Genomic DNA, 19400 nt, shown 5'->3' with positions numbered 1-19400 from the left:
GCAAAAAAAGAAAGACAAGCTTTTACCCTCGTCTTTCTAGTATATTGCCTTTTTGCTATACTTCAAACTTTTTTTCTTTTCGACTTTTATTAATAAATGAAAAAATGAGGAGTACGACTAGAATAACCGCACATACGCTTGATCCAATCACATTGTTTTTGTTAAACATAAATGATACAAAAATAACAAGCAGTGCTGCTGTTGCAAAGAGCGTTGTATAAGGAAACCACTTTAGTGCGAAAAACGGCTTTTCTTTATACCCTTTACGCAGCTTTAATTGAGCTAAACAAATGCTCATCCAAATGAGAATGATCGTGAAGCCAGGAATAGTCATTAAATAACTAATTACATTATCCGGCGTCTTATAGGCTAAAAACACACCCATTAAAATACAAACAGCCGTAATCATTAACCCATTAATCGGAATACCATTTTTTGAAACTTTCAAGAAGCGCTTTGATGCTTCTCCGCTTTGAGCCATAGCATAGAGCGTACGCGAAGTTGCATACATTCCTGAATTCGCTGCTGATAAAACAGCCGTCAATAAAACGAAGTTCATAATATGAGCCGCACCTGGCAGTCCGGTGATACTAAACACTTGCACAAACGGACTGTCTTGCCCTGATACAGAATTCCAGGGCATAAGGCCGCAAATAATTAAAATAGGCAAAATATAAAATCCAATCACTCGCCATACTGTGCCTTTGATCACTTTCGGTAACACGTTTTTTACATCTTTTGTTTCCGTTACGGCCACACCAATTAGTTCAGCTCCCCCGTAAGAGAACATCACAATTAAAAAGGCACTTAGCACACCGCTCATGCCGTGAGGGAAAAACCCTCCATGAGCCGTATAATTTGCCCAAGGATTTTGCACATCGCTTGGAATCACACCGAATAAAATGAAAGCTCCCAAGATGATAAAAGCGGTAAGAGCAATTACTTTAATACCGGCAAACCAAAATTCAATTTCTCCATAATATTTTACTTGAAATAAATTCATTCCTACAATCAATACTGCACAGAGAAAGCTTAAGAGCCAAAGAGGTACAGAAGGGAACCAAAACTTCAAAAAGCTTCCTCCCGCAAGCAGTTCAACAACCGTCACAACAATCCAGTTCACCCAGTACAGCCACCCTACAATAAAAGAGGTTTGCGTACCGAATGCCTTATGCACTAAATTTTGTACGTTCATATTCGGATAGACAATTGCCATCTCTGCTAGTGCTGTCATTACAATAAATAAGATAAGGCCGCCAAATAAATACGCAAGTACAACACTTGGTCCTGCAATACCTAGCGTGTCAGCGCTACCTTTAAAAATGCCTGTCCCAATCATGCCGGCAAGTGCAATGAGCTGCACATGACGAGGCAACAGACCTTTTTTTAAATTTTGATCTTGTTTTTCCATGATGCCCGTCCCTTCTGTTCATTTTACGTGTTAGTTTAACCAAATCACTTCTTGCTCAAAAACCCCTACCGGATATTCAGTAGGGGTTGAACCAACACTGTTTTTCTTCTATATGATGAATGAAAATGATCTGATTTAACCACTGTTACTTTAGTCATTTTATGCGTTGAATCAATACATTGTCAATGTTATTTATTTTCCAAAAATAAAGTCAAAAGAGCCTCTATACCCTTTTGACTTCTAGTTTTCGTGCAATGATTGATAAAGCATAATTCACAATAAAGTACATCATCGCGATGATCAAAAACATTGGCACCACATAACTTTGTTTCTGGCCGTAAATAATTTGAGCGTTATGCAGCAAATCAGGAAGTGCGATGACCACGGCAAGCGACGTATCTTTTAATAATGAAATAAATTGACTAACTAAAGGAGGTACCATTCGGCGCAAAGCTTGTGGCAATACAATAAAACGAAGCGTTTGGTAATAGTTTAAACCTGATGAACGTGCCGCTTCAATTTGTCCTTTTTCAACTGATTTCAATCCGCTGCGGATAATCTCTGAAATCATAGCTGATTCAAATACAGTAAGGGCCACAATCGCTGCTGACGTAATTTCCATATCAATTCCGATTTCAGGTAAAGCAAAGTATGTAAAAAAGATGATTAAAAGCAGCGGCAAATTCCGGATAATTTCTACGACAAAAGCGAGTACATGAGACAGAACTGGAATGCGGGCATACCTTAAAATACCTACTATACTTCCAATAAGAAAACTTAACACAATCGAAATGAATGCCACTTTTAAAGTGACCCAAAATCCTTCCATTAAGAAGGAAAGGTGATCAGGAGAATAAGCACCCATAAAATCCATCACTTTCACTCCTTTCAGCTTGTTTTACCAAGACGTTTCTCAAGATAACCAACTCCTAAACTCAACGGAATGGTTAGAACTAAATAGAACAGAGCCACAAAAATATACACATCAAACACTACATAAGTTTGAGAGGAAACAAGATCTGCCTGATACATTAAATCAAAACCAGCAACAATCCCTAACACGGATGAGTTTTTTACTAAATTAATAAATTGATTCCCAAGAGGAGGAATGACGATTTTAATGGCTTGAGGCAATATAATGAATCGCATCGCCTGACCGTACGTAAGGCCGGATGAACGCGCCGCTTCAAGCTGCCCTTTTGGAACAGCCATAATCCCTGCTCGTATAGCTTCGGCGATAAAAGCTGCCGTATAAATAGTTAGTCCCAGCACTCCGGCTGCTGTACCGCTGATTCCGGCCACAATAAAAATAAAAAAGACGATAACCACAAGTGGAATATTTCGAATGAACTCTACATAGACCGTACCAATTACATTTACTATTTTGAGAGGGGCTATTCGCATTACCGCAATGATTGTACCAAGTACAAAACTGGCCACTAAAGCGATCAGACTGGCGATAATGGTGTACTTAAAACCTTCTAAATAAAGATCCATATTGTTCGTCAGAATTGAAAAATCCAACAATTTTCTTCCTCCTTTCAACTAAACAAGCAGGATGAGCATAATGCTGCTCATCCTGAGAAAAGAAAACTGTACGCTTATTGTTTGATCCACTTGTCGTGAATTTCATCATATTTTCCAGAGTCTTTTATCTTTTTAAGCGCATCGTTTAATGCATCTACCAGCTCTTTGTTTCCTTTTTTCACAGCAATGCCATAAGGCTCTTCTGTGAACGGCTTTCCTACTAATTCATAAGAAGGGTCTTCATCAGCCATTCCATAAAGAATAGCATCATCGGTTGTTAAAGCATCTCCTTGCTTAGATTTTAAAGCCGTAAATGCTTCTGCATAGTTTTCAAACTCTAATACAGTTGCCTCTGGTGCTTTTTCACGAATGTTAATAGCCGAAGTTGATCCTTTAACAGCCAACACCTTAGTACCCTTTTTCAAATCATCAATGCTTTTAATTTTACTGCCTTTTTTCACAAGAAGAGACTGTCCAGCTTGGAAATATACATCCGTAAAGTCTACTTCTTTTTTACGCTCATCTGTAATAGTCATTGTCGCAACAACAGCATCAATATCTCCTTTTTGAAGAAGAGGAACCCTTGTTTTAGACGTAACTTCTTTAAATTCTACCTTGTTTTCATCGCCTAAAATCTCTTTAGCCAGCTGCTTAGAAATATCAACATCAAAACCTTCTACTTCACCCGTCTTTGGATTCTTTAAGCCAAACAAACGCGTATCATTTTTGACCCCAATGACGATTTTCCCTCGGTCTTTGATTTCAGTGAGCGCATCTTTTTTAGCTGATGATCCACTCGTTTCTTCACTTTTCCCTCCACAAGCTGCTAACATCATAGCCGCTGCTAATGAAAGCACAGCTGCCTTTAAAAACGTTTTTGATTTCTTCATGTTACTCCCCCTATTAAACAATTAATGATTTAAAATACGGCTAAGAAATAAACGTGCCCTTTCTTCTTGCGGGTTTTCGTAAAACTCAGCCGGAGTTGCCTCTTCTAAGATTTTTCCTTGATCCATAAATACAATGCGGTCCGCTACTTCTTTCGCAAACCCCATTTCATGAGTTACAACCACCATCGTCATTCCTTCTTTAGCCAATGTTTTCATAACATCCAGCACTTCTCCAATCATTTCTGGATCAAGAGCAGAAGTAGGCTCATCAAAAAGCATAATCTCTGGTTTCATCGCAAGTCCCCTCGCAATGGCTACACGCTGCTGCTGGCCGCCTGAAAGCTGGGATGGGTAGGCGTTAGCTTTTTCACCGATTCCTACTTTATCTAAATAGTATAGGGCTGTTTTCTTAGCTTCTTCTGACGACTGGCCCAGTACTTTCATAGGTGCTAAAGTGATATTTTCTAAAACCGTTTTATGCGGATATAAATAAAAATGCTGAAACACCATACCTATATTGCGGCGCAGTTTATTAATATTTGTTTTTTTATCCGCAACCAATATATTATTTACCGTCAATTGTCCGTTAGATATTGTTTCCAAATAATTTATGCATCGCAGCATCGTGCTTTTCCCCGAACCCGAAGGTCCAATTACGACGACAACTTCACCTTTTTTAATCGTTAAATTGATATCTTTTAATACGTGAAAATCACCGTAATATTTATTCACTCCGTCAAAAACAATCATTTTCCCCCTCCTAATCTGCGAACAACAATAAATATTTAAATTTTTAAAATATTTAAAATATGTTAAAAATTATATTCTTACCCTTAAAGCAAAGTCAACAGTTGACAAATTATCTCTTTTTTGTAATCAAAATGCACTATCTTCAAATAAAATATGCTAGAAAAATAAAAGGTTTTGTTGGCATTTGCCGATATGTAAGCATACGTTCGCTAGGCTGAAGGTACTTGTATAAGCTTAATCAATAGATTATATTAGTTAACGCATATCTTTATACGAATTGTCTTTCATTTTTATAGGGCATTTCTCTCTAATCACTTTTCTTTCTAATCATCCGTTTGTGTTTTTTATTATATTAATATATATAATTCTCTTACCAAAAAATTAACAAAAAAGAAATTACAAGATTTCAGTCGTGTTAGAGTTTCTGACATAAATATAGTGAAATTATATTATCCCTTTAAAAAACACACGCTTTATTAGCGTGTGTCGTCTGTTATATTTTCCGGACTCATTTGAAAATGCGGATAATCTTTAAAACCTTGCCAATCTCCTCCCCATTCGAATCCTAAATTTTTTGCTATAGCTACAACTTCCATCCAATCAGATTTATTGTTGTTATTACCGTCATATTCCATGTCCCAAATAACTCGTCCGTCTTTTGACTGAATAGCAAAATCAATAGCCAGTCCATAGTTGTGATAAGACTGGCCGCCCTTTGAATAGGTCACAATGTTGCCTTCTTCCGTCCTGCCTTTTGCATAAAGCTTATCTTGTTCTTCTTTTGAACGGAAACCTTCCGTAATTACAATCGAGATTCCTTGGTCACTTGCTTGTTGAACAAGTTTATTTTTCTTTTCTTCTACGACAGGATGCAGCTCAGTTGCTCCTGAAAAATCTTCTAGCGTTGGACCTGGCTTTAACTCATCGCGAAACAAAAATACCAGGCTTACCGCTATCATAACTATCAAAGCTATTGCCAATTTTTTAAGAACGTTCATCTATATAAAGTCTCCATTCTTTTTTGCTGTTGTTTAGATAAAATCATATCGAATTTCATTTTGTTATCCAATAAAAGAGTTGTAGTGTTCAACAAACGTCTATATTTTTTCGTTTTTTATCTATTTTCACCATTTTTTCACTATTGGTGGTTACATTAACAATTGTGGACAGCTCTGTACCACACCCCTATAACTTTTAAGGAGTGACAACAGCATGAAAAAGAAACTATTCGGTTATATCATGGCAAGCGGTTTAACACTAGGAGTTATGGCCGCTGCAAATTCCACGGCATTTGCAGCAAGCAAAGATGAAACAAGCTCTTCAACAGTTGTAGAGCGAACAAATGACAGTACAACAAATACAGATGATGCAACACAGCAAAAAGTTGATGATATTATGAAAAAAGCACAGGAAAAATTACAGAAACTCGGCGTAAGCTTGCCTCAGCACAAAGACGCCCCCTTCAGCAATCTAGATGCAGCTACAAAGAAAAAAGCCAAAGCTATTATGAATCAGCTTCGCGACGGCACGCTGACTAAGGAACAAGCTGAAGCCAAATTAAAAGAACTTGGCGTGAATTTTCCTGAACATAAAGGCGGTCCCTTTAACAATTTAGATGCGGCTACTAAGAAAAAAGCCAAAGCTATTATGGATCAGCTTCGCGACGGCACGCTGACTAAGGAACAAGCTGAAGCCAAATTAAAAGAACTTGGCGTAGATTTTCTTGAACATAAAGGCGGTTCTTTTAACAATTTAGATGCGGCTACAAAGGAAAAAGCCAAAGCTATTATGGATCAGCTTCGCGACGGCACGCTGACTAAGGAACAAGCTGAAGCCAAATTAAAAGAACTTGGCGTAAATTTTCCTGCTAAAAAGAAAGATTTTCTAAGTGGGTTAGATGCTGAAACGAAAGCGAAAGCTGAAACCATTTTAGAAAATGCAAAAAAAGAAATTCAAAAGCTTGGCGTTACAATGCCGTTTGAAAATCACGAGCACAAAGCTCAATAACTAAAAAAGCTACTTGGCTGCTGAAAGCCAAGTAGCTTTTTTTATGATGCAGTTTTCCGTCTTACTAACACCATGTATACACCTAATGCTAATAAATCACAAACCATAATTACAAGGCCCATCGGCAGTGCATTTTGCCCTCCTCCAAGACCAACAAGGGGAGCTACGGCTGCTCCGAGCAAGAACGGCAGCAATCCTAGAAGCGCTGAAGCACTTCCCGCATTAGAAGCTTGATTTTGCATAGCAAGTGAAAAAACAGTTGTGTTCACAATTCCTACGCTTGATACAACAAAGAAAAGCAAGATACAGACCAAAATAACGGACATGTGAGTAGCAATCACGGCCACTAAAAGCACGCTTCCAACAGCTGCTTGGAGCAATCCATAAATAAGAAGCGCAGATTCTTTTACTTTACCCGCTAAACGTCCCGTCACTTGAGTAGCTATAATTAGCCCAAAACCGTTAATGGCAAAAACAAAGCTAAACATCTGCGGAGACAGTCCGTAAATGTCTTGAAGGGCGAATGTAGAACCTGAGATATAAGCAAACATAGCACTCATAATAAAACCTTGCGCCAGCGCATATCCCACGAAGACGCCATCTTTTAGCAATACGCCAAATGTGCGCAGTACTTCTGTTAATCCACCTTCTTTACGACGTTCAAGCGGCAGCGTTTCTTTTAAACCAAATAAAACGGCAAAAAACATTAGTGCACCAATCACTGCTAACACACCAAATACTCCTCGCCACGACATAATCGTCAGCAGCTGTCCACCAGCAACCGGAGCTAAAATAGGAGCTAAACCATTTACAAGCATAAGCATGGAGAAAAACTTTGTTAAATCTGAACCTGAAAACAAGTCTCGCACGCTCGCTCTTGAAATAACCATTCCTGCTGCTCCTGCCATTCCTTGAATAAATCGCAAAACGATAAAAATCCAAATAGAAGGCGCAAACACGCATAAAATAGAGGCAATCGCATAGGTGATTAATGCTGCTACAAGCGGCTTTTTCCTTCCACGAATATCACTGAATGGCCCCATTACCACTTGCCCAAATGCTAAGCCTAATAAGCAAGCTGTCAGACTGACCTGCGCTAAAGAAGCTGAAGTATGCAGTTCTTTCGCAAGCGTGGGCAGCGCTGGCAAATACATATCGATTGATAACGGTCCAAATGCGCTCAGTGAACCCAAAATTAAAATAAATAAAATTCGATTTCCTCGGCTTAAAGACATTCCTTGGGAAATACTTTGCTGATTCATCTATTGTTGTCTCTCCCTTCAGCAGTTTTACAATAGTCTCATCTTAAACCCTCCAGCTACTGGATAGTCAAGACGTAATTCGAATTTGAATTTCCGTCAGCCGCTCTTCTTCATGATGTGAAATAAATGAATCTACAATCCGCCGAATTAAGAAAGGACCTTCTGCTTTGTATCCTTCCGCTTTAATAAAGTTCAGTAACGCATCGTAATAGACTCCTGTGGTGTCTCTCTTTTCTCTCATATAAATAGATGCGTAATTACCTTCGGGTATTAACGTAACGAGCTCATGCTTAAAAGAAACATCGCTTTCAACTAATAAAAAGATGCCATCGTAATCTGTAAATTGGTGTTTTTTCGTGTTTTCTACCGATAGCATAAATCCTACTTTCCCAATCATAATCGGGGTAATATGGCTGATTTTCTTTTTTAAATCACGCAGAACACTTTCAGTCCCGTCTAACGTACCTACCTCCGCTTTTACTTGCACAACTTCACGAGAAGAAAGGTGTTTGATGAACGGGGCTCCTATTTGGTTAATATGTCTCGTCTGTTCTAATTCCTTCATTCGAGTTGTTAACTGCGCATTCACTCTTTGAAGGTGACGAATTTTTTCTTTTGTTACCTTCTGATATTCCGCTAAGGTTTCAATAAATTCATCCAAGCTGCTGTGCTCCATCTTTCTTTTAATTTCTTTTAACGGAACTCCCATCAGCTTTAAATAGACAATGATATCTAATTTCTTAAATTGTTCTAACGTATAATATCGATAACCGGTTTGTGGATCAACTTCGTAAGGCTCGAACAGGCCAATTTCATCATAATAGCGAAGTGTTTTAACCGGAATATCATGTAGTCTGGCCATTTGTCCAATCGTAAATTTGTTTTGCACTATAAGTTCACCTTCTTTATGTAAAGCTGCTTGCACTTACAGCAAGCAACACCTTCATTCTTGTCATGTATTTAATTCTTGCACTAGCCCTTCCACAATAAGATGTGCAGGCAGGTCTTTTGCTAGCGCAAATCCGGTTCCTGCCCACAAAGAAGTGTACTCTGAATTATTCATTTGTGTAGCTTTTGTTCGAATAGGCTTTGTCATGTAATGAATATGAGGGTAGGCAGGTGGTGCTGATTTATCATAGGAAATAAAAAAGGCATTCACAAATCCCCTAGCACGTTTCCCTGTAAAAGCTCGTGTGACACCTGTTTTATTAAAACGCTTTTGAAGAATGCTTTCTTTATGAAGAGCACTCGCTCCGCTTTCTGGACAACAAATAAAAGCCGTACCTAACTGTGCAGCAGAAGCTCCTTCTTGTAACACGCGTTTAATGTCAGACCCCCTCATCAACCCTCCCGCAGCAATCAATGGCTTTTTAGTGATTAGACGAACTTCTTTTAGCAAATTCATAAGCGGATAGTCCACCGAACTCTCTAAAAAAGTAGATCGATGGCCGCCGGCTTCAATTCCTTGCAAACATAGCGCATCCGCTCCTGCTCTCAAAGCCACTTCGGCTTCTTGAGGTGTTGTAATCGTAACGAAAACACGGCTTCCAATTCCTTTTAAACTTGCTACAATCTCTCGATCCGGGCACCCAAATGTAAAGCTCACAGCAGGTACTCGATGTTTTTGAATGATGTCGAGCTTGACACTCCATTCATCATCATCATCATTCTTTGGTATACCAACTTGACACTCCAAATATTCAGCTGCTTTTGACAGTTCTTTTTGATAACAATCAATTGCATCAACTGCTACTTTTTCATTTGTCGGAACAAACAGATTCACTCCAAAAGGTTTTTTCGTAAGTGAGTGCATCTCTATAATTTCCTGCTCCAATTCACGCGCACTTTTATATCCCGCAGCTAAAAACCCTAGCCCTCCGCTATTAGATACTGCTGCAGCTAGTTTAGGCGTCGAAACCCCTCCTGCCATGGGAGCTTGTACAATTGGATACTCACATATATTTTCCACACTTATCACCTCAGCCTTTCATGCATTCTCTCTTCATTCTACTACAACCCCAGAAAAAAAAGCCCTCCAAAAGGGCTTTTCTTCCATATATAGATTATGCTCGTTTCAAAAATCACGATCATAAATCATGCTAAGGAACGCACACTACCTGACTATTCCCTCAAAGGTTCACCTAAGCGGATGACACTAACCCCGCAAGGGGAGTGACATCCGCTTAGGTCTAGGCAATAAAGCATAGTCGTTCTTTGATTATGCTTTATTGTCTACATCGATTACTTATAGTGGAGGAACTTTACGCACACAGCTTCTGGAACCGTAACGTTAGATTGAAGAAGCGTTAGCTTTCCACTTTCTTGGTCTCTTTCAAACAGTACCAAGTTTCCTGTTTCTTGATTAGACGCTACAATAAATTGTTCCGTTGGATCCAAAACAAAATCGCGCGGCCAGTCGCCTTCAGTGCCTGTCCATTCTACAAATGTTAACTGTCCAGAATCCTGATCTACTTTGAATGTTGCAATCGAGTTATGTCCGCGGTTTCCTGCATAGACAAAGCGGCCATCTGAAGAAATGTGGATCGCACTCCCTTGATTATTTTCTGTAAAATCAGCCGGGATCGCTAAAGTAGCTTGTTGTTGAGTAAAGCTTCCTTTGCTTTCATCATAAGTTAGAAATAAGACTTCTGAACTGAATTCTGTCATTGCATACGCATAGCGGCCATTTGGATGGAACGTTAAATGTCTAGGGCCCGAACCAACAGATGTAGAAAGGCTGCTGACTTCCTTCAATTTATTCTCTTCCACTTCATATGTCACAATTTCATCAATACCTAAGTCCACAACGGCCACATGCTTTTCTCCAGGAGTAAAATCGGCATAGTGTACGTGTGGTTTTCCTTGTTGTCCTTTTTTGAGGTCTGAATGAGGATGTTCCACTACGGATGCTACATATTCAATTTCTCCTGTTTCTTCATTAACAGAATACGTCTCAACGCTCCCTTTATGAAAATTAGCAGATAAAACAAGCGTATTATCTTTATTCACTGAAACATAGCAAGGAGGCGCGCCGTCTAGCAGCTGTTTGTTTACAAATTTCAATTGCCCTGTGTTTGGATCAATCTTAAAAGCAGCTACGCCGCCTTTTTCTCCTTCTTTAATAACTGTATAAAGATGTTCATTGTCTTTGCTTGCATTTAAGTATGTAGGATTTTCAATTTTAGCCACGGCTTTTACTTCTACAATTTTTTTAGCCTTCGTATCTAACGTAAATGTATAGACACCTTCACTGCCTGCTTTTGTATATGTACCTGCAAATCCAATAAATTTTCCATGTTCACTCATTTTCCTATACCCCTCCTAAAGAATTGTTTTGTTTCATTTATTTTACTATATCATACCGCATTTGTTATAGAGAATGCTCCAATTCAACGTTCATTTATCAGTTTTCCCTACATGCCTATCGTCAAACCCTTCCTTTTTAAGCCTGCATCTTGCATTTTCCTACCATTGGGCGTTATGATTAAGGATGATTTTATATCGCCCAATAGCAGACGGCTTCTGTATTTTTTAGATTTTCAAATAAAGAAGAATGGACTGATGAATAGTCGACTTTCATCGCTATAACCGCTGCTCAACTTTTGTCGTAAAGTTACATCAAAAAAGGAGTGAACAACAATGATCACATTAAAAAGTGAACGCGAAATTAATTTAATGCACGAAGCAGGTAAATTATTAGCTTCTTGTCATAAAGAAATCGCTAAAATGATCAAACCAGGCATAACAACAATGCAAATTGATAAATTTGTTGAAGAATACTTAGCAAAGCACGGAGCAACGCCGGAACAAAAAGGATACAAAGGATATCAATATGCAACGTGCGCTTCTTTAAATGATGAAATTTGCCACGGTTTTCCAACAACTAAACCGTTAAAAGACGGTGATATCGTAACCATTGATATGGTTGTAAATTTAAACGGAGGCTTAGCAGATTCCGCATGGACTCATACCGTTGGAGACATTTCAGACGAAGCACAGCGTCTAGTAGATGTTACATACGAAGCGCTTTTAAAAGGAATCGAGCAAGCACAGCCAGGAAATCGCACAGGTGACATTGGCCACGCTATTCAAAGCTATGTAGAAGGCGAAAAATTCTCTGTGGTACGCGACTTCACAGGACACGGAATTGGAAATACCATGCACGAAGCGCCTACAATTCTTCACTACGGAAAAGCTGGCAAAGGTACACGTTTAAAAGAAGGTATGGTTATTACAATTGAGCCAATGGTAAACGCTGGTACATGGCATTCTAAAATGGATAAAAACGGTTGGACTGCTCGTACAACAGACGGTAAATTATCCGCTCAATTTGAACATACACTTGCGATTACGAAAAACGGTCCTCTTATTTTAACAGCACATTAAAAAAACAGCCCTTTTGAGGCTGTTTTCTTAATATAGAGGAAATTTAATAACAAAAACTGTGCCGCGGGAAGAAGTAGATAATAATTTAATCTGTCCTCCGTGGCTTTCTAGAATACGCTGAGCAATTGGCAGACCAAGACCTGTTCCACTATCTTTTGAAGTGGAAAACGGCTGATACAGCGACTGCTGCATATGCAAAGGAATTCCTTTTCCAGTATCTTCAATGTATAGACAGTAGCTATCTTCATGAACCTGCGAGTAGATTGTAATGACTCCTTCTCCATCCATGGCTTCCATACTGTTTCGAATTAAATTATGAAGAACTTGTTTGATTTGTTTTTCATCTACTTTTAGTATATACGGCTGCAGTTTCACATCGAAGATAAGCTTATCTTTTTCTGTAAATTTGCTTGAGTGAGTAATCAAAGGCAATAGCTCATTAATAATATCCTGCATGCTGACTTTTTTCATCACCGGAGTCCCTGGTTTTGATAACAACAGCATTTCTTCAATGATGTAATTAATCCTCTCTAGCTCTTTCATAAGCAGAGGCAGGTAAAAACGCTTTTTCTCCTCATCAGAAAGAGACTGATTCATAAGAGATATAAATCCATGAATCACGGCAAGAGGATTACGAATCTCATGAGCAGCTCCGGCTGCCACTTCTCCAACTAGAGCAAGTTTCTCAGACTGATGCATTCGCTTTTCTAATTCTTCGGTATCCGATATATCAATGAAATAAAAAATTCTTCCGATGCTTTCGTTCTTCTCATTAAACAGCTGCGTTTGAGAGGCTAAAAAGCAATAGCACGTCTCTTTCGTTCCAAATAATACTTTTTTATTTTCGTGAATTTCTCCCGAATTCAACATGCTCCAAAATTCAGTATTATATTCAGGACATTCCTCCATATACCCGCAAATATCCTTTTCGTCGAGATCTAAAAACTGCTTTGCTGAGGTATTGGCAAATATACTATTTGTCTCATCTTCCATTGTGATAATTCCAACAGGCAGTGAATTTAAGATCTGCTGGCGATACGCTTTATCTTTAATAATTTTCCAAAATGAATCTTCTAAACTAACCGACATTTGATTGATAGAAGCCGAAAGCTGCTTCAGCTCGATTTGCTTTGTGTCTTGAAGAACAAGACCGTATTCTCCATCTGCAATGTCATTCACTTTTTCAATCATTTGTTCAATTGGTTTCGTAAGGCTCGCACTCATACGATAAGAAACATAAAGAGAAGCCACAATAGCACTTACTGTTAAAATTAATAGTAAAATTAATGAATCTTTAATAATGACAGACAGTGTATCTGATAGTGTATCAAGTGAATCAACCGTCTCTTCTTTTGAACTATTAATATCTTTTTTTATCTGATGCAAATCCGGCAAATAATTTTCCTTAAGATACTCTTTTGCTCCCTCTATATCTCCGTACTTCAGCAGTCCTTGCACGTTATTAGAAATCTTAAAATCCAGCAGCTCAATTTTTTCCTTCAGTGGAATCAACGATTTTGGCACAGGCTGCTTATATCTTTCATTATTTTCGATAACTCGTGTATCATATGATTGATATTCTTCTATCAAAGAGACAGTGGGGTTCTTTAGATTATTTTTCACAATGTATTCTTTTATGTTCAGCTGCTCTTCCCAATAAGAAAGCCACACCATTTGAGGAACATCTTCATCTTTAATTTCGTTGCTTACATGATTCATTTTATCAATGGCATGCACTAAAACTAAAGAGAACCCGCTTAACATGAATGTAATCAAAAGCAGAATCGTTAATATTTGGCTACGGAATGACATGTTGCGAAATAATTGATTCATAATCATCTCTTTCTTTTTCATAGTTACTTCGGCTGTGTAGACATTCTAACTTTCGAATATAAAATTTGTTTTTCCCGTTTACTGTACATCGGTCCAAAAGGCGCAAGTTTATAGACACCGTCCCGGGCGTCAAGTGTGACTTCCCCAGATGGAAGACCCTTTTTACTGAAATAGTCTTTCATAATCACGTTGTAAGCTTGAGGAACATCATTGATCACACTGGTTAAAATAACAGACCTACCCATGTACGCCTGATCATCTAAATATCCTATTACGTACATTCCTTGTGCTTTTGCTTCTTGAATAACTTCTTGATTATACGAATTTCCTTTAGCATAGACGATATCGACCCCTTGATTTTTCAACTCACGAAGCAGCTTTACTGCTTTTGCTCCATCGTCTCGGCTGTTTACAACTCGATAATCAAAAGCAATTGATGAATCATACGCTTTGATTCCTTGTTCAAATCCTGGATTCTTTTCTTTTGCAAATGTATCAATTAATCCAATTTTTTTCGTTTTTGTCTTCATGGCAGCTGCCGTGCCTGCCAGATGCTCTATTTTTGTTTGATCAAATGTATATACAGTTTGGTTTTTATACCTTGAAGTACCGTGAATGGTGACGAAATGAACATGAGGATACTTAGGAGCGAGTTCTGTAAAAACGGTAGAAAATTCTCTTCCATGTCCAATTACGACTTTTGTTCCATTTCCAATAACTTTTTCAGCAGCTTCCTTCATTTTTTGGTTCGTATTTACTTCGCTAATAACTTGAGCCGCAACAGGGTGCTGCTGCTCAATGTTGATTTTCCCTTTATAAGCTAGACTGCCCCAGCTTTGATCTGTCAGTACATCAGAGGTGAGAATTGCAACGCTTGTGTTTTCTACTTTTTTTGTCGTTTGCTGACTTATAATCCCGTGTGTTTTCGAAATAATAATAATTAAAAACGAAGCGACAACAATCAGGGCAAGCAATAAAATCAGCCTTAACTGTCTTGATCGTTGCATAGACCTTCTCCTTTTTGTTTAGCATACTTTCATTATATAAAAAAAGCATCTAAAAAGACTACATCTTTAACGAAATTCCAACTTTTTTCGACATTTCTTTCATATCTTACCTTTTTTAACACTTTCATTCCAAAAGAAAAAAGCAGAAAACATCTGTTTTCTGCTTCTGCCTTCAATCTTCATCTTTTACGTCCATATCTTCAGGGATAGGATCATTTAGGTATTCTTCAATTTGTTTTTTGTACTTTTCCATTTGCTCTAAATGAGTGTTAAACTGCTCTTTATTTAATAAGTAGTTTTCACCATCAAATATAGCTCGTACTTTTCCTTCTTGAATCAATTTCTTCACATATTCTTCAGGAAAAGATAGATACTCTGCTGCTTCTTTTATCGTTAAATACATCCTGCTCCACCTTTTATACGTTGTAGTGTACTTCTTCTGTAGCTTTAACCATTAACTCATACTGACGCAAGCGAAGCTGGAATAATGTTAACGGATCATAGTAAGCTTCAGGATTGGCTTTCATATGACTTAACACGTCTTGATTTTCATTAATATGCGCCTGTGTTTCTTCAATCGTTTCTTTTAAAACCTCTTTTGGCTTTTCAAAGAATAGTTCAATATCAACTTCTAAATTTTTCTCAAATAAATTAAATTGCATAAAAAACTTTGCCAGCATAGATTCTGTGATATCTTGATAGTCTTGACTTTCAATGTACTTTTTATATTGATTATAAAGCAGCGTTTGGTTTTGAAGAATGGAAGAAAACAGTTTTCCTGCTCCTTTTAACAAGAGCTGCGTTGGATTAACGCGAAGTAAAATATTTTCTTCATCCAGCTGAACCCGATTAGCCATACGATTAACGTCGCGGCGCCAGTCGTCCAGCACTTTAAAATCGCAGGCTAACGTTAATTTTTGCTCATTGTACATCTTATTTAATGACTCTGCTACTTCTTCAATATCTACTTGACTCGCAATCAGCTCTTCATTTGATGTAGCAATCCAGTCCTTTAAAGAAATGCGGAACTTGGGTAGGACATCTTGCTGCAAGTGCTCTTCCACGCGCATATTCATTTGTTTATTCAGCTCAATATGAACCGTACTAAAATCACTGTCTTCCTTCACTAATTCTGAAGACTTTTTGAGTAAACGAGGAATTTTATTTTTTAGCTTTTTGCTAATATCCTCTTTGATGCCGTGATAAGCCAAAACAATACTACTCGCTTTTTCTTGTTCTAAGTCATCCACTCGATGCAAGAAGCCATTTAATCGCACAAGCATATCTTCGTTCCATTTAATGCTTTCAATCAAATGATTTTCTGTTTGATTTCTCTTCTCCACTAAGCTCTTTAGCATGCTTTGAATGAAGAACAGCAGTCTGCGCGCACGCTCTTCTACTCCAACGTCGTTTGGATCGTAATAGAAATTAGCTTTAATAAACTGAGCCAAGTCTCCGTGGTGCTGACTCGATACGTAGTGAGGCGTATAGGCTAACACATGCGCCTGCGGGAAATCAGCTCCAATGCTTGCTTCAAATTCTTTTGTAATTCGCTCAATCGTTGCTTGATTATAAAGACTGTCCATATTGTTGATAACAAAATGAACTGGCGTATTTGGCGCATGCTCTTTAATCTTCAGCAATAATTCTCTTTCTTCATCAAGCAGCGATTCTTTTGCATCAAGCACAAACAGTAAACCATCTGCTACAGGAGCATACTTAAATGCATCCTGCTCACATGCCTCTTGTTCTGTAAAGCTTGGCGTAACAATGCATGAACAATTATGCTTATCAAGGAACGCAAAAGGTTTTTTCACTTCTATAAGCGCCTGGTGAGGAGATTGCTCCGCTCCGTCAATCGTTTCCATCGGAATGATTTCTTGATCAGCGATTTGCTGGATAGATTCTTCATCATCATGAATGAACACAAAGGTTGTTTCGTGATTTTGCGGTACCTTTTCTTCTGTAATCGATCCCACAAATGATGAAGTTACGGCATTTGTTCCTGTAATTAATAAGTGTGTCGTATGAGCATCTAATAGAAAATCTACCCACCATTTAAACGTGTGTCCCACTTCTAAACCATTTTCATTGGCCCATTTAATAATGCCATGGCAAAGCTTGTAGTGATATTCGAGACCATCAATGTCGTTACGCGCCTCAAAAATTAATCTGCCTGCATTTTCGATGGTGATTGTATCGATAGTTGACGGAAACTTTTCATTCCATGAAAGCACGGCTGCAGACGGAAATAATGCACGTGACTTATTTGTAATTTTAAGCCAGTTTGTTAATACGTTTGGAATGACTTCATGCAATTCTTTTACAGAATGATTACTTTCCATTAAGTCGGTGTACGTCTCTTGATAAAGAGTTGAAATCTCTTGCCAATAATCATAGAGGCCCACTTCAATATTCAAGAAAATATCATTGATGGTTTTAATCCAAGCAAGATAAGGAGGCTGGCTCTTATATTGTTTCCATAAAGCTGAGACAAGCTGTTTGAAATACACTTGATCCACTTTGTAAAATGCAATCATCACTTGATAAAAATAGTTAGGGATAAAGTTTGCTGTATATCCTTTATCTACGTAAGCCTTTAATACCGCAAACCAATTTAGCGATTCTGTTCGAATACACTCATCTACCGCAAGCTCCACTGCGCTATTAAAATCTTCTTGCTCTTCATAAAATCTTCGCGCAATTGCCGTGACGTTTGGATAATCCGGCTGAGAAGCAACCAGCTCGTTAATGACTTCATAAGCTCGTTCGATATTGTTATAATCCGTATAAAGTGAAAACAGCTTTAGCGCTATTTCAGCTTTTAATACTTTCGAATCCGTTTCAATGGATAAGTAAAGCTCTTCAGCGAGCGTAGACAACCCCAGTTCATAATGCGCGTCGGCTGTATTTTTCTTCGCCCACAGCTTAAATTCGCCATTTACATTTTCCCACTTAAAAATCGCGGACTCAAAATCTTGGTTATGGAAGTACACTTCTCCTTGGGCTAAGCGAATGAGCGATAAGTCGTACCACTCTTTTTGCTGCTCTTCGTAATAAGCTTGTCCAAGGACTTTTACAGGCGGCTGATTTTCATTTTCTTGCATAAACGTTTCATAATATTTCTTTTTCGTTAACTGATATTCTACCGTCATATAGTCTCTCCTTTTTGATGTCAATATTTTATGTACTCTATCAAATTCCCTTTTTTATACTTTTCATACACGATATTTTCTTACTCATATTTTACGCAAAAAAAGCCTCAAGAACTACTCTTAAGGCTTTTTTTATAACTTTTATACTATAAAAATGGCTATTTATCATAAATCGGATCTGAAATAACAAATAAATTAATAGGCATCCCGTCGAAACAGCCCCATTACTTCTACCGTTTCCGTAATATTCACGAAAGCTTCAGGATCCACAGATTGAATTAACTGTTTGAGATTTGCAAGTTCATAGCGCGAAATCACCGTCATTAATATTTTACGGTCTTCTCTTGAATAAGCTCCTTCACCGTTCATTAACGTCACGCCGCGCACCAAATTGGTAAGAAGCTGCTGCTTCATCTCTTCGCCTTTTCTCGTAATGATGGTTAACGTGAGCTTAATATGGCGAGTATGAATCGCATCCACTACTTTTCCAGTCACGAAAATCGAAAGCATCGTATATAAAGCCGCGTCCCAGTTCACAAAAAAACCTGAAACAAATACAACTACGGCATTCATCGCTGATAATATAGCGCCAAGCGGAAATTCTTTTTTATGCGTAAGAAGCATCGCAATAATATCAAATCCACCTGTCGAAGCCGACTGACGAAAAACAAACCCTACGCCAATTCCAGTTAAAACTCCTCCAAAAACAGCTGACAGAATAGGATCTGTACTAACAGCTCTCAAGGGAATCACGTATAAAGCAATTGATAAAGCCACAACGGACAGCAGCGTATGTAAAACAAACCGCTTTCCTAACTTCATAAAACCAATAATTAAAAGGGGTAAATTCAACAAAAAATTCATTGTTCCCGTGCTTGCAGGCGTCAAAATTCCGATAATCATAGCAATACCGCTAATGCCGCTGCTTAACACTTTATGGGGGATTAAAAACCAATTGTATGCAAATCCAATTAACACAGAACCTGCTATAATAGCAATTGCTCTATACATGATGTCCCTTCACCTCTTACCACAAATATAATGTTTTCATTTATTGCTTCTTTATTATAATTCCTAAAATATTGAAAACCTTAAAAAAAGTATATTCAGAAATTTACTGTGTTGGTGGGGTGGACAAAAGGCCAAATAAAACGGACATACAAGCAGTCAAT

The 19400-nt window shown here is 38.1% G+C and carries 17 protein-coding genes; 2 read left to right on the top strand and 15 right to left on the bottom strand.

Annotated elements, in window-relative coordinates:
• Positions 1-55: 55 nt before the first annotated feature.
• The 6 genes from LIS78_RS01625 to LIS78_RS01600 all read right to left on the bottom strand — a co-directional run bounded on the left by LIS78_RS01625 (position 56) and on the right by LIS78_RS01600 (position 5576).
• Complete coding sequence (locus tag LIS78_RS01625; protein WP_252284563.1) at positions 56-1411, bottom strand: amino acid permease; 1356 nt, start codon at positions 1409-1411, stop codon at positions 56-58.
• A gap of 223 nt (positions 1412-1634) precedes the next feature.
• A complete protein-coding gene (locus LIS78_RS01620) occupies positions 1635-2285 on the bottom strand; it encodes an amino acid ABC transporter permease (protein ID WP_252284562.1) in 651 nt (216 codons plus the stop codon).
• A 14-nt stretch (positions 2286-2299) separates the two neighbouring features.
• Positions 2300-2938, bottom strand: coding sequence for an amino acid ABC transporter permease (locus tag LIS78_RS01615; RefSeq protein WP_013055074.1), 639 nt, complete (start codon positions 2936-2938; stop codon positions 2300-2302).
• A 74-nt stretch (positions 2939-3012) separates the two neighbouring features.
• Positions 3013-3828: a transporter substrate-binding domain-containing protein gene (locus LIS78_RS01610; protein ID WP_195781395.1), complete on the bottom strand. Its 816-nt coding sequence runs from the start codon at positions 3826-3828 to the stop codon at positions 3013-3015.
• Between the two features lie 21 nt (positions 3829-3849).
• Positions 3850-4578 (bottom strand): amino acid ABC transporter ATP-binding protein, encoded by a 729-nt coding sequence (locus tag LIS78_RS01605; protein WP_028410185.1) that lies wholly within the window; start codon positions 4576-4578, stop codon positions 3850-3852.
• A gap of 476 nt (positions 4579-5054) precedes the next feature.
• Positions 5055-5576, bottom strand: a complete 522-nt coding sequence (locus LIS78_RS01600; protein WP_252284561.1) for a M15 family metallopeptidase — start codon at positions 5574-5576, stop codon at positions 5055-5057.
• A 214-nt stretch (positions 5577-5790) separates the two neighbouring features.
• Between LIS78_RS01600 and LIS78_RS01595 the strand changes: the two genes are divergently transcribed.
• Positions 5791-6585, top strand: coding sequence for a hypothetical protein (locus LIS78_RS01595; RefSeq protein WP_252284560.1), 795 nt, complete (start codon positions 5791-5793; stop codon positions 6583-6585).
• Positions 6586-6626: 41 nt separating this feature from the next.
• Here the strand turns inward: LIS78_RS01595 and LIS78_RS01590 are convergent, their stop codons facing one another.
• The 4 genes from LIS78_RS01590 to LIS78_RS01575 form a co-directional block, all read right to left on the bottom strand.
• Positions 6627-7847 carry a multidrug effflux MFS transporter gene (locus LIS78_RS01590; protein WP_195781398.1) on the bottom strand — a complete coding sequence of 407 codons (1221 nt, stop codon included), beginning with the start codon at positions 7845-7847 and terminating at the stop codon, positions 6627-6629.
• Positions 7848-7914: 67 nt separating this feature from the next.
• Positions 7915-8736 (bottom strand): MerR family transcriptional regulator, encoded by an 822-nt coding sequence (locus LIS78_RS01585; protein WP_195781399.1) that lies wholly within the window; start codon positions 8734-8736, stop codon positions 7915-7917.
• 63 nt (positions 8737-8799) lie between these two features.
• Positions 8800-9816, bottom strand: coding sequence for a nitronate monooxygenase (locus LIS78_RS01580; protein ID WP_252284559.1), 1017 nt, complete (start codon positions 9814-9816; stop codon positions 8800-8802).
• A gap of 272 nt (positions 9817-10088) precedes the next feature.
• Complete coding sequence (locus tag LIS78_RS01575) at positions 10089-11153, bottom strand: lactonase family protein (protein WP_252284558.1); 1065 nt, start codon at positions 11151-11153, stop codon at positions 10089-10091.
• 333 nt (positions 11154-11486) lie between these two features.
• On the opposite strand from LIS78_RS01575, the gene map reads away from it, so the two are divergent.
• Positions 11487-12233, top strand: coding sequence for a type I methionyl aminopeptidase (map, locus tag LIS78_RS01570; protein ID WP_025752900.1), 747 nt, complete (start codon positions 11487-11489; stop codon positions 12231-12233).
• Positions 12234-12260: 27 nt separating this feature from the next.
• Here the strand turns inward: map and LIS78_RS01565 are convergent, their stop codons facing one another.
• From LIS78_RS01565 to LIS78_RS01545, 5 genes are all read right to left on the bottom strand, one after another.
• Positions 12261-14066, bottom strand: a complete 1806-nt coding sequence (locus tag LIS78_RS01565) for an ATP-binding protein (RefSeq protein ID WP_195781401.1) — start codon at positions 14064-14066, stop codon at positions 12261-12263.
• Between the two features lie 23 nt (positions 14067-14089).
• Positions 14090-15073 (bottom strand): BMP family ABC transporter substrate-binding protein, encoded by a 984-nt coding sequence (locus tag LIS78_RS01560; protein ID WP_195781402.1) that lies wholly within the window; start codon positions 15071-15073, stop codon positions 14090-14092.
• A 172-nt stretch (positions 15074-15245) separates the two neighbouring features.
• Complete coding sequence (locus LIS78_RS01555; RefSeq protein ID WP_252284557.1) at positions 15246-15476, bottom strand: helix-turn-helix domain-containing protein; 231 nt, start codon at positions 15474-15476, stop codon at positions 15246-15248.
• A gap of 13 nt (positions 15477-15489) precedes the next feature.
• Positions 15490-18228 carry a GTPase domain-containing protein gene (locus LIS78_RS01550; RefSeq protein ID WP_252284556.1) on the bottom strand — a complete coding sequence of 913 codons (2739 nt, stop codon included), beginning with the start codon at positions 18226-18228 and terminating at the stop codon, positions 15490-15492.
• A gap of 195 nt (positions 18229-18423) precedes the next feature.
• Positions 18424-19239, bottom strand: a complete 816-nt coding sequence (locus LIS78_RS01545) for a YitT family protein (RefSeq protein WP_013055060.1) — start codon at positions 19237-19239, stop codon at positions 18424-18426.
• Between the last annotated feature and the right edge of the window lie 161 nt (positions 19240-19400).

Source organism: Priestia megaterium, from assembly GCF_023824195.1.
Classification (GTDB): Bacteria; Bacillota; Bacilli; order Bacillales; family Bacillaceae_H; genus Priestia; species Priestia megaterium_D.
Note: the sequence above shows the minus strand (reverse complement) of the source record. Positions and strands in the feature narration are given on the sequence as shown.

Coding starts and splice junctions, on each gene's coding strand:
- LIS78_RS01545 (WP_013055060.1), bottom strand. CDS start 19,239: ATGTATAGAGCAATTGCTATTATAGCAGGTTCTGTGTTAATTGGATTT.
- LIS78_RS01625 (WP_252284563.1), bottom strand. CDS start 1,411: ATGGAAAAACAAGATCAAAATTTAAAAAAAGGTCTGTTGCCTCGTCAT.
- LIS78_RS01560 (WP_195781402.1), bottom strand. CDS start 15,073: ATGCAACGATCAAGACAGTTAAGGCTGATTTTATTGCTTGCCCTGATT.
- map (WP_025752900.1), top strand. CDS start 11,487: ATGATCACATTAAAAAGTGAACGCGAAATTAATTTAATGCACGAAGCA.
- LIS78_RS01590 (WP_195781398.1), bottom strand. CDS start 7,847: ATGAATCAGCAAAGTATTTCCCAAGGAATGTCTTTAAGCCGAGGAAAT.
- LIS78_RS01565 (WP_195781401.1), bottom strand. CDS start 14,066: ATGAATCAATTATTTCGCAACATGTCATTCCGTAGCCAAATATTAACG.
- LIS78_RS01555 (WP_252284557.1), bottom strand. CDS start 15,476: ATGTATTTAACGATAAAAGAAGCAGCAGAGTATCTATCTTTTCCTGAA.
- LIS78_RS01620 (WP_252284562.1), bottom strand. CDS start 2,285: ATGGATTTTATGGGTGCTTATTCTCCTGATCACCTTTCCTTCTTAATG.
- LIS78_RS01595 (WP_252284560.1), top strand. CDS start 5,791: ATGAAAAAGAAACTATTCGGTTATATCATGGCAAGCGGTTTAACACTA.
- LIS78_RS01610 (WP_195781395.1), bottom strand. CDS start 3,828: ATGAAGAAATCAAAAACGTTTTTAAAGGCAGCTGTGCTTTCATTAGCA.
- LIS78_RS01605 (WP_028410185.1), bottom strand. CDS start 4,578: ATGATTGTTTTTGACGGAGTGAATAAATATTACGGTGATTTTCACGTA.
- LIS78_RS01550 (WP_252284556.1), bottom strand. CDS start 18,228: ATGACGGTAGAATATCAGTTAACGAAAAAGAAATATTATGAAACGTTT.
- LIS78_RS01600 (WP_252284561.1), bottom strand. CDS start 5,576: ATGAACGTTCTTAAAAAATTGGCAATAGCTTTGATAGTTATGATAGCG.
- LIS78_RS01575 (WP_252284558.1), bottom strand. CDS start 11,153: ATGAGTGAACATGGAAAATTTATTGGATTTGCAGGTACATATACAAAA.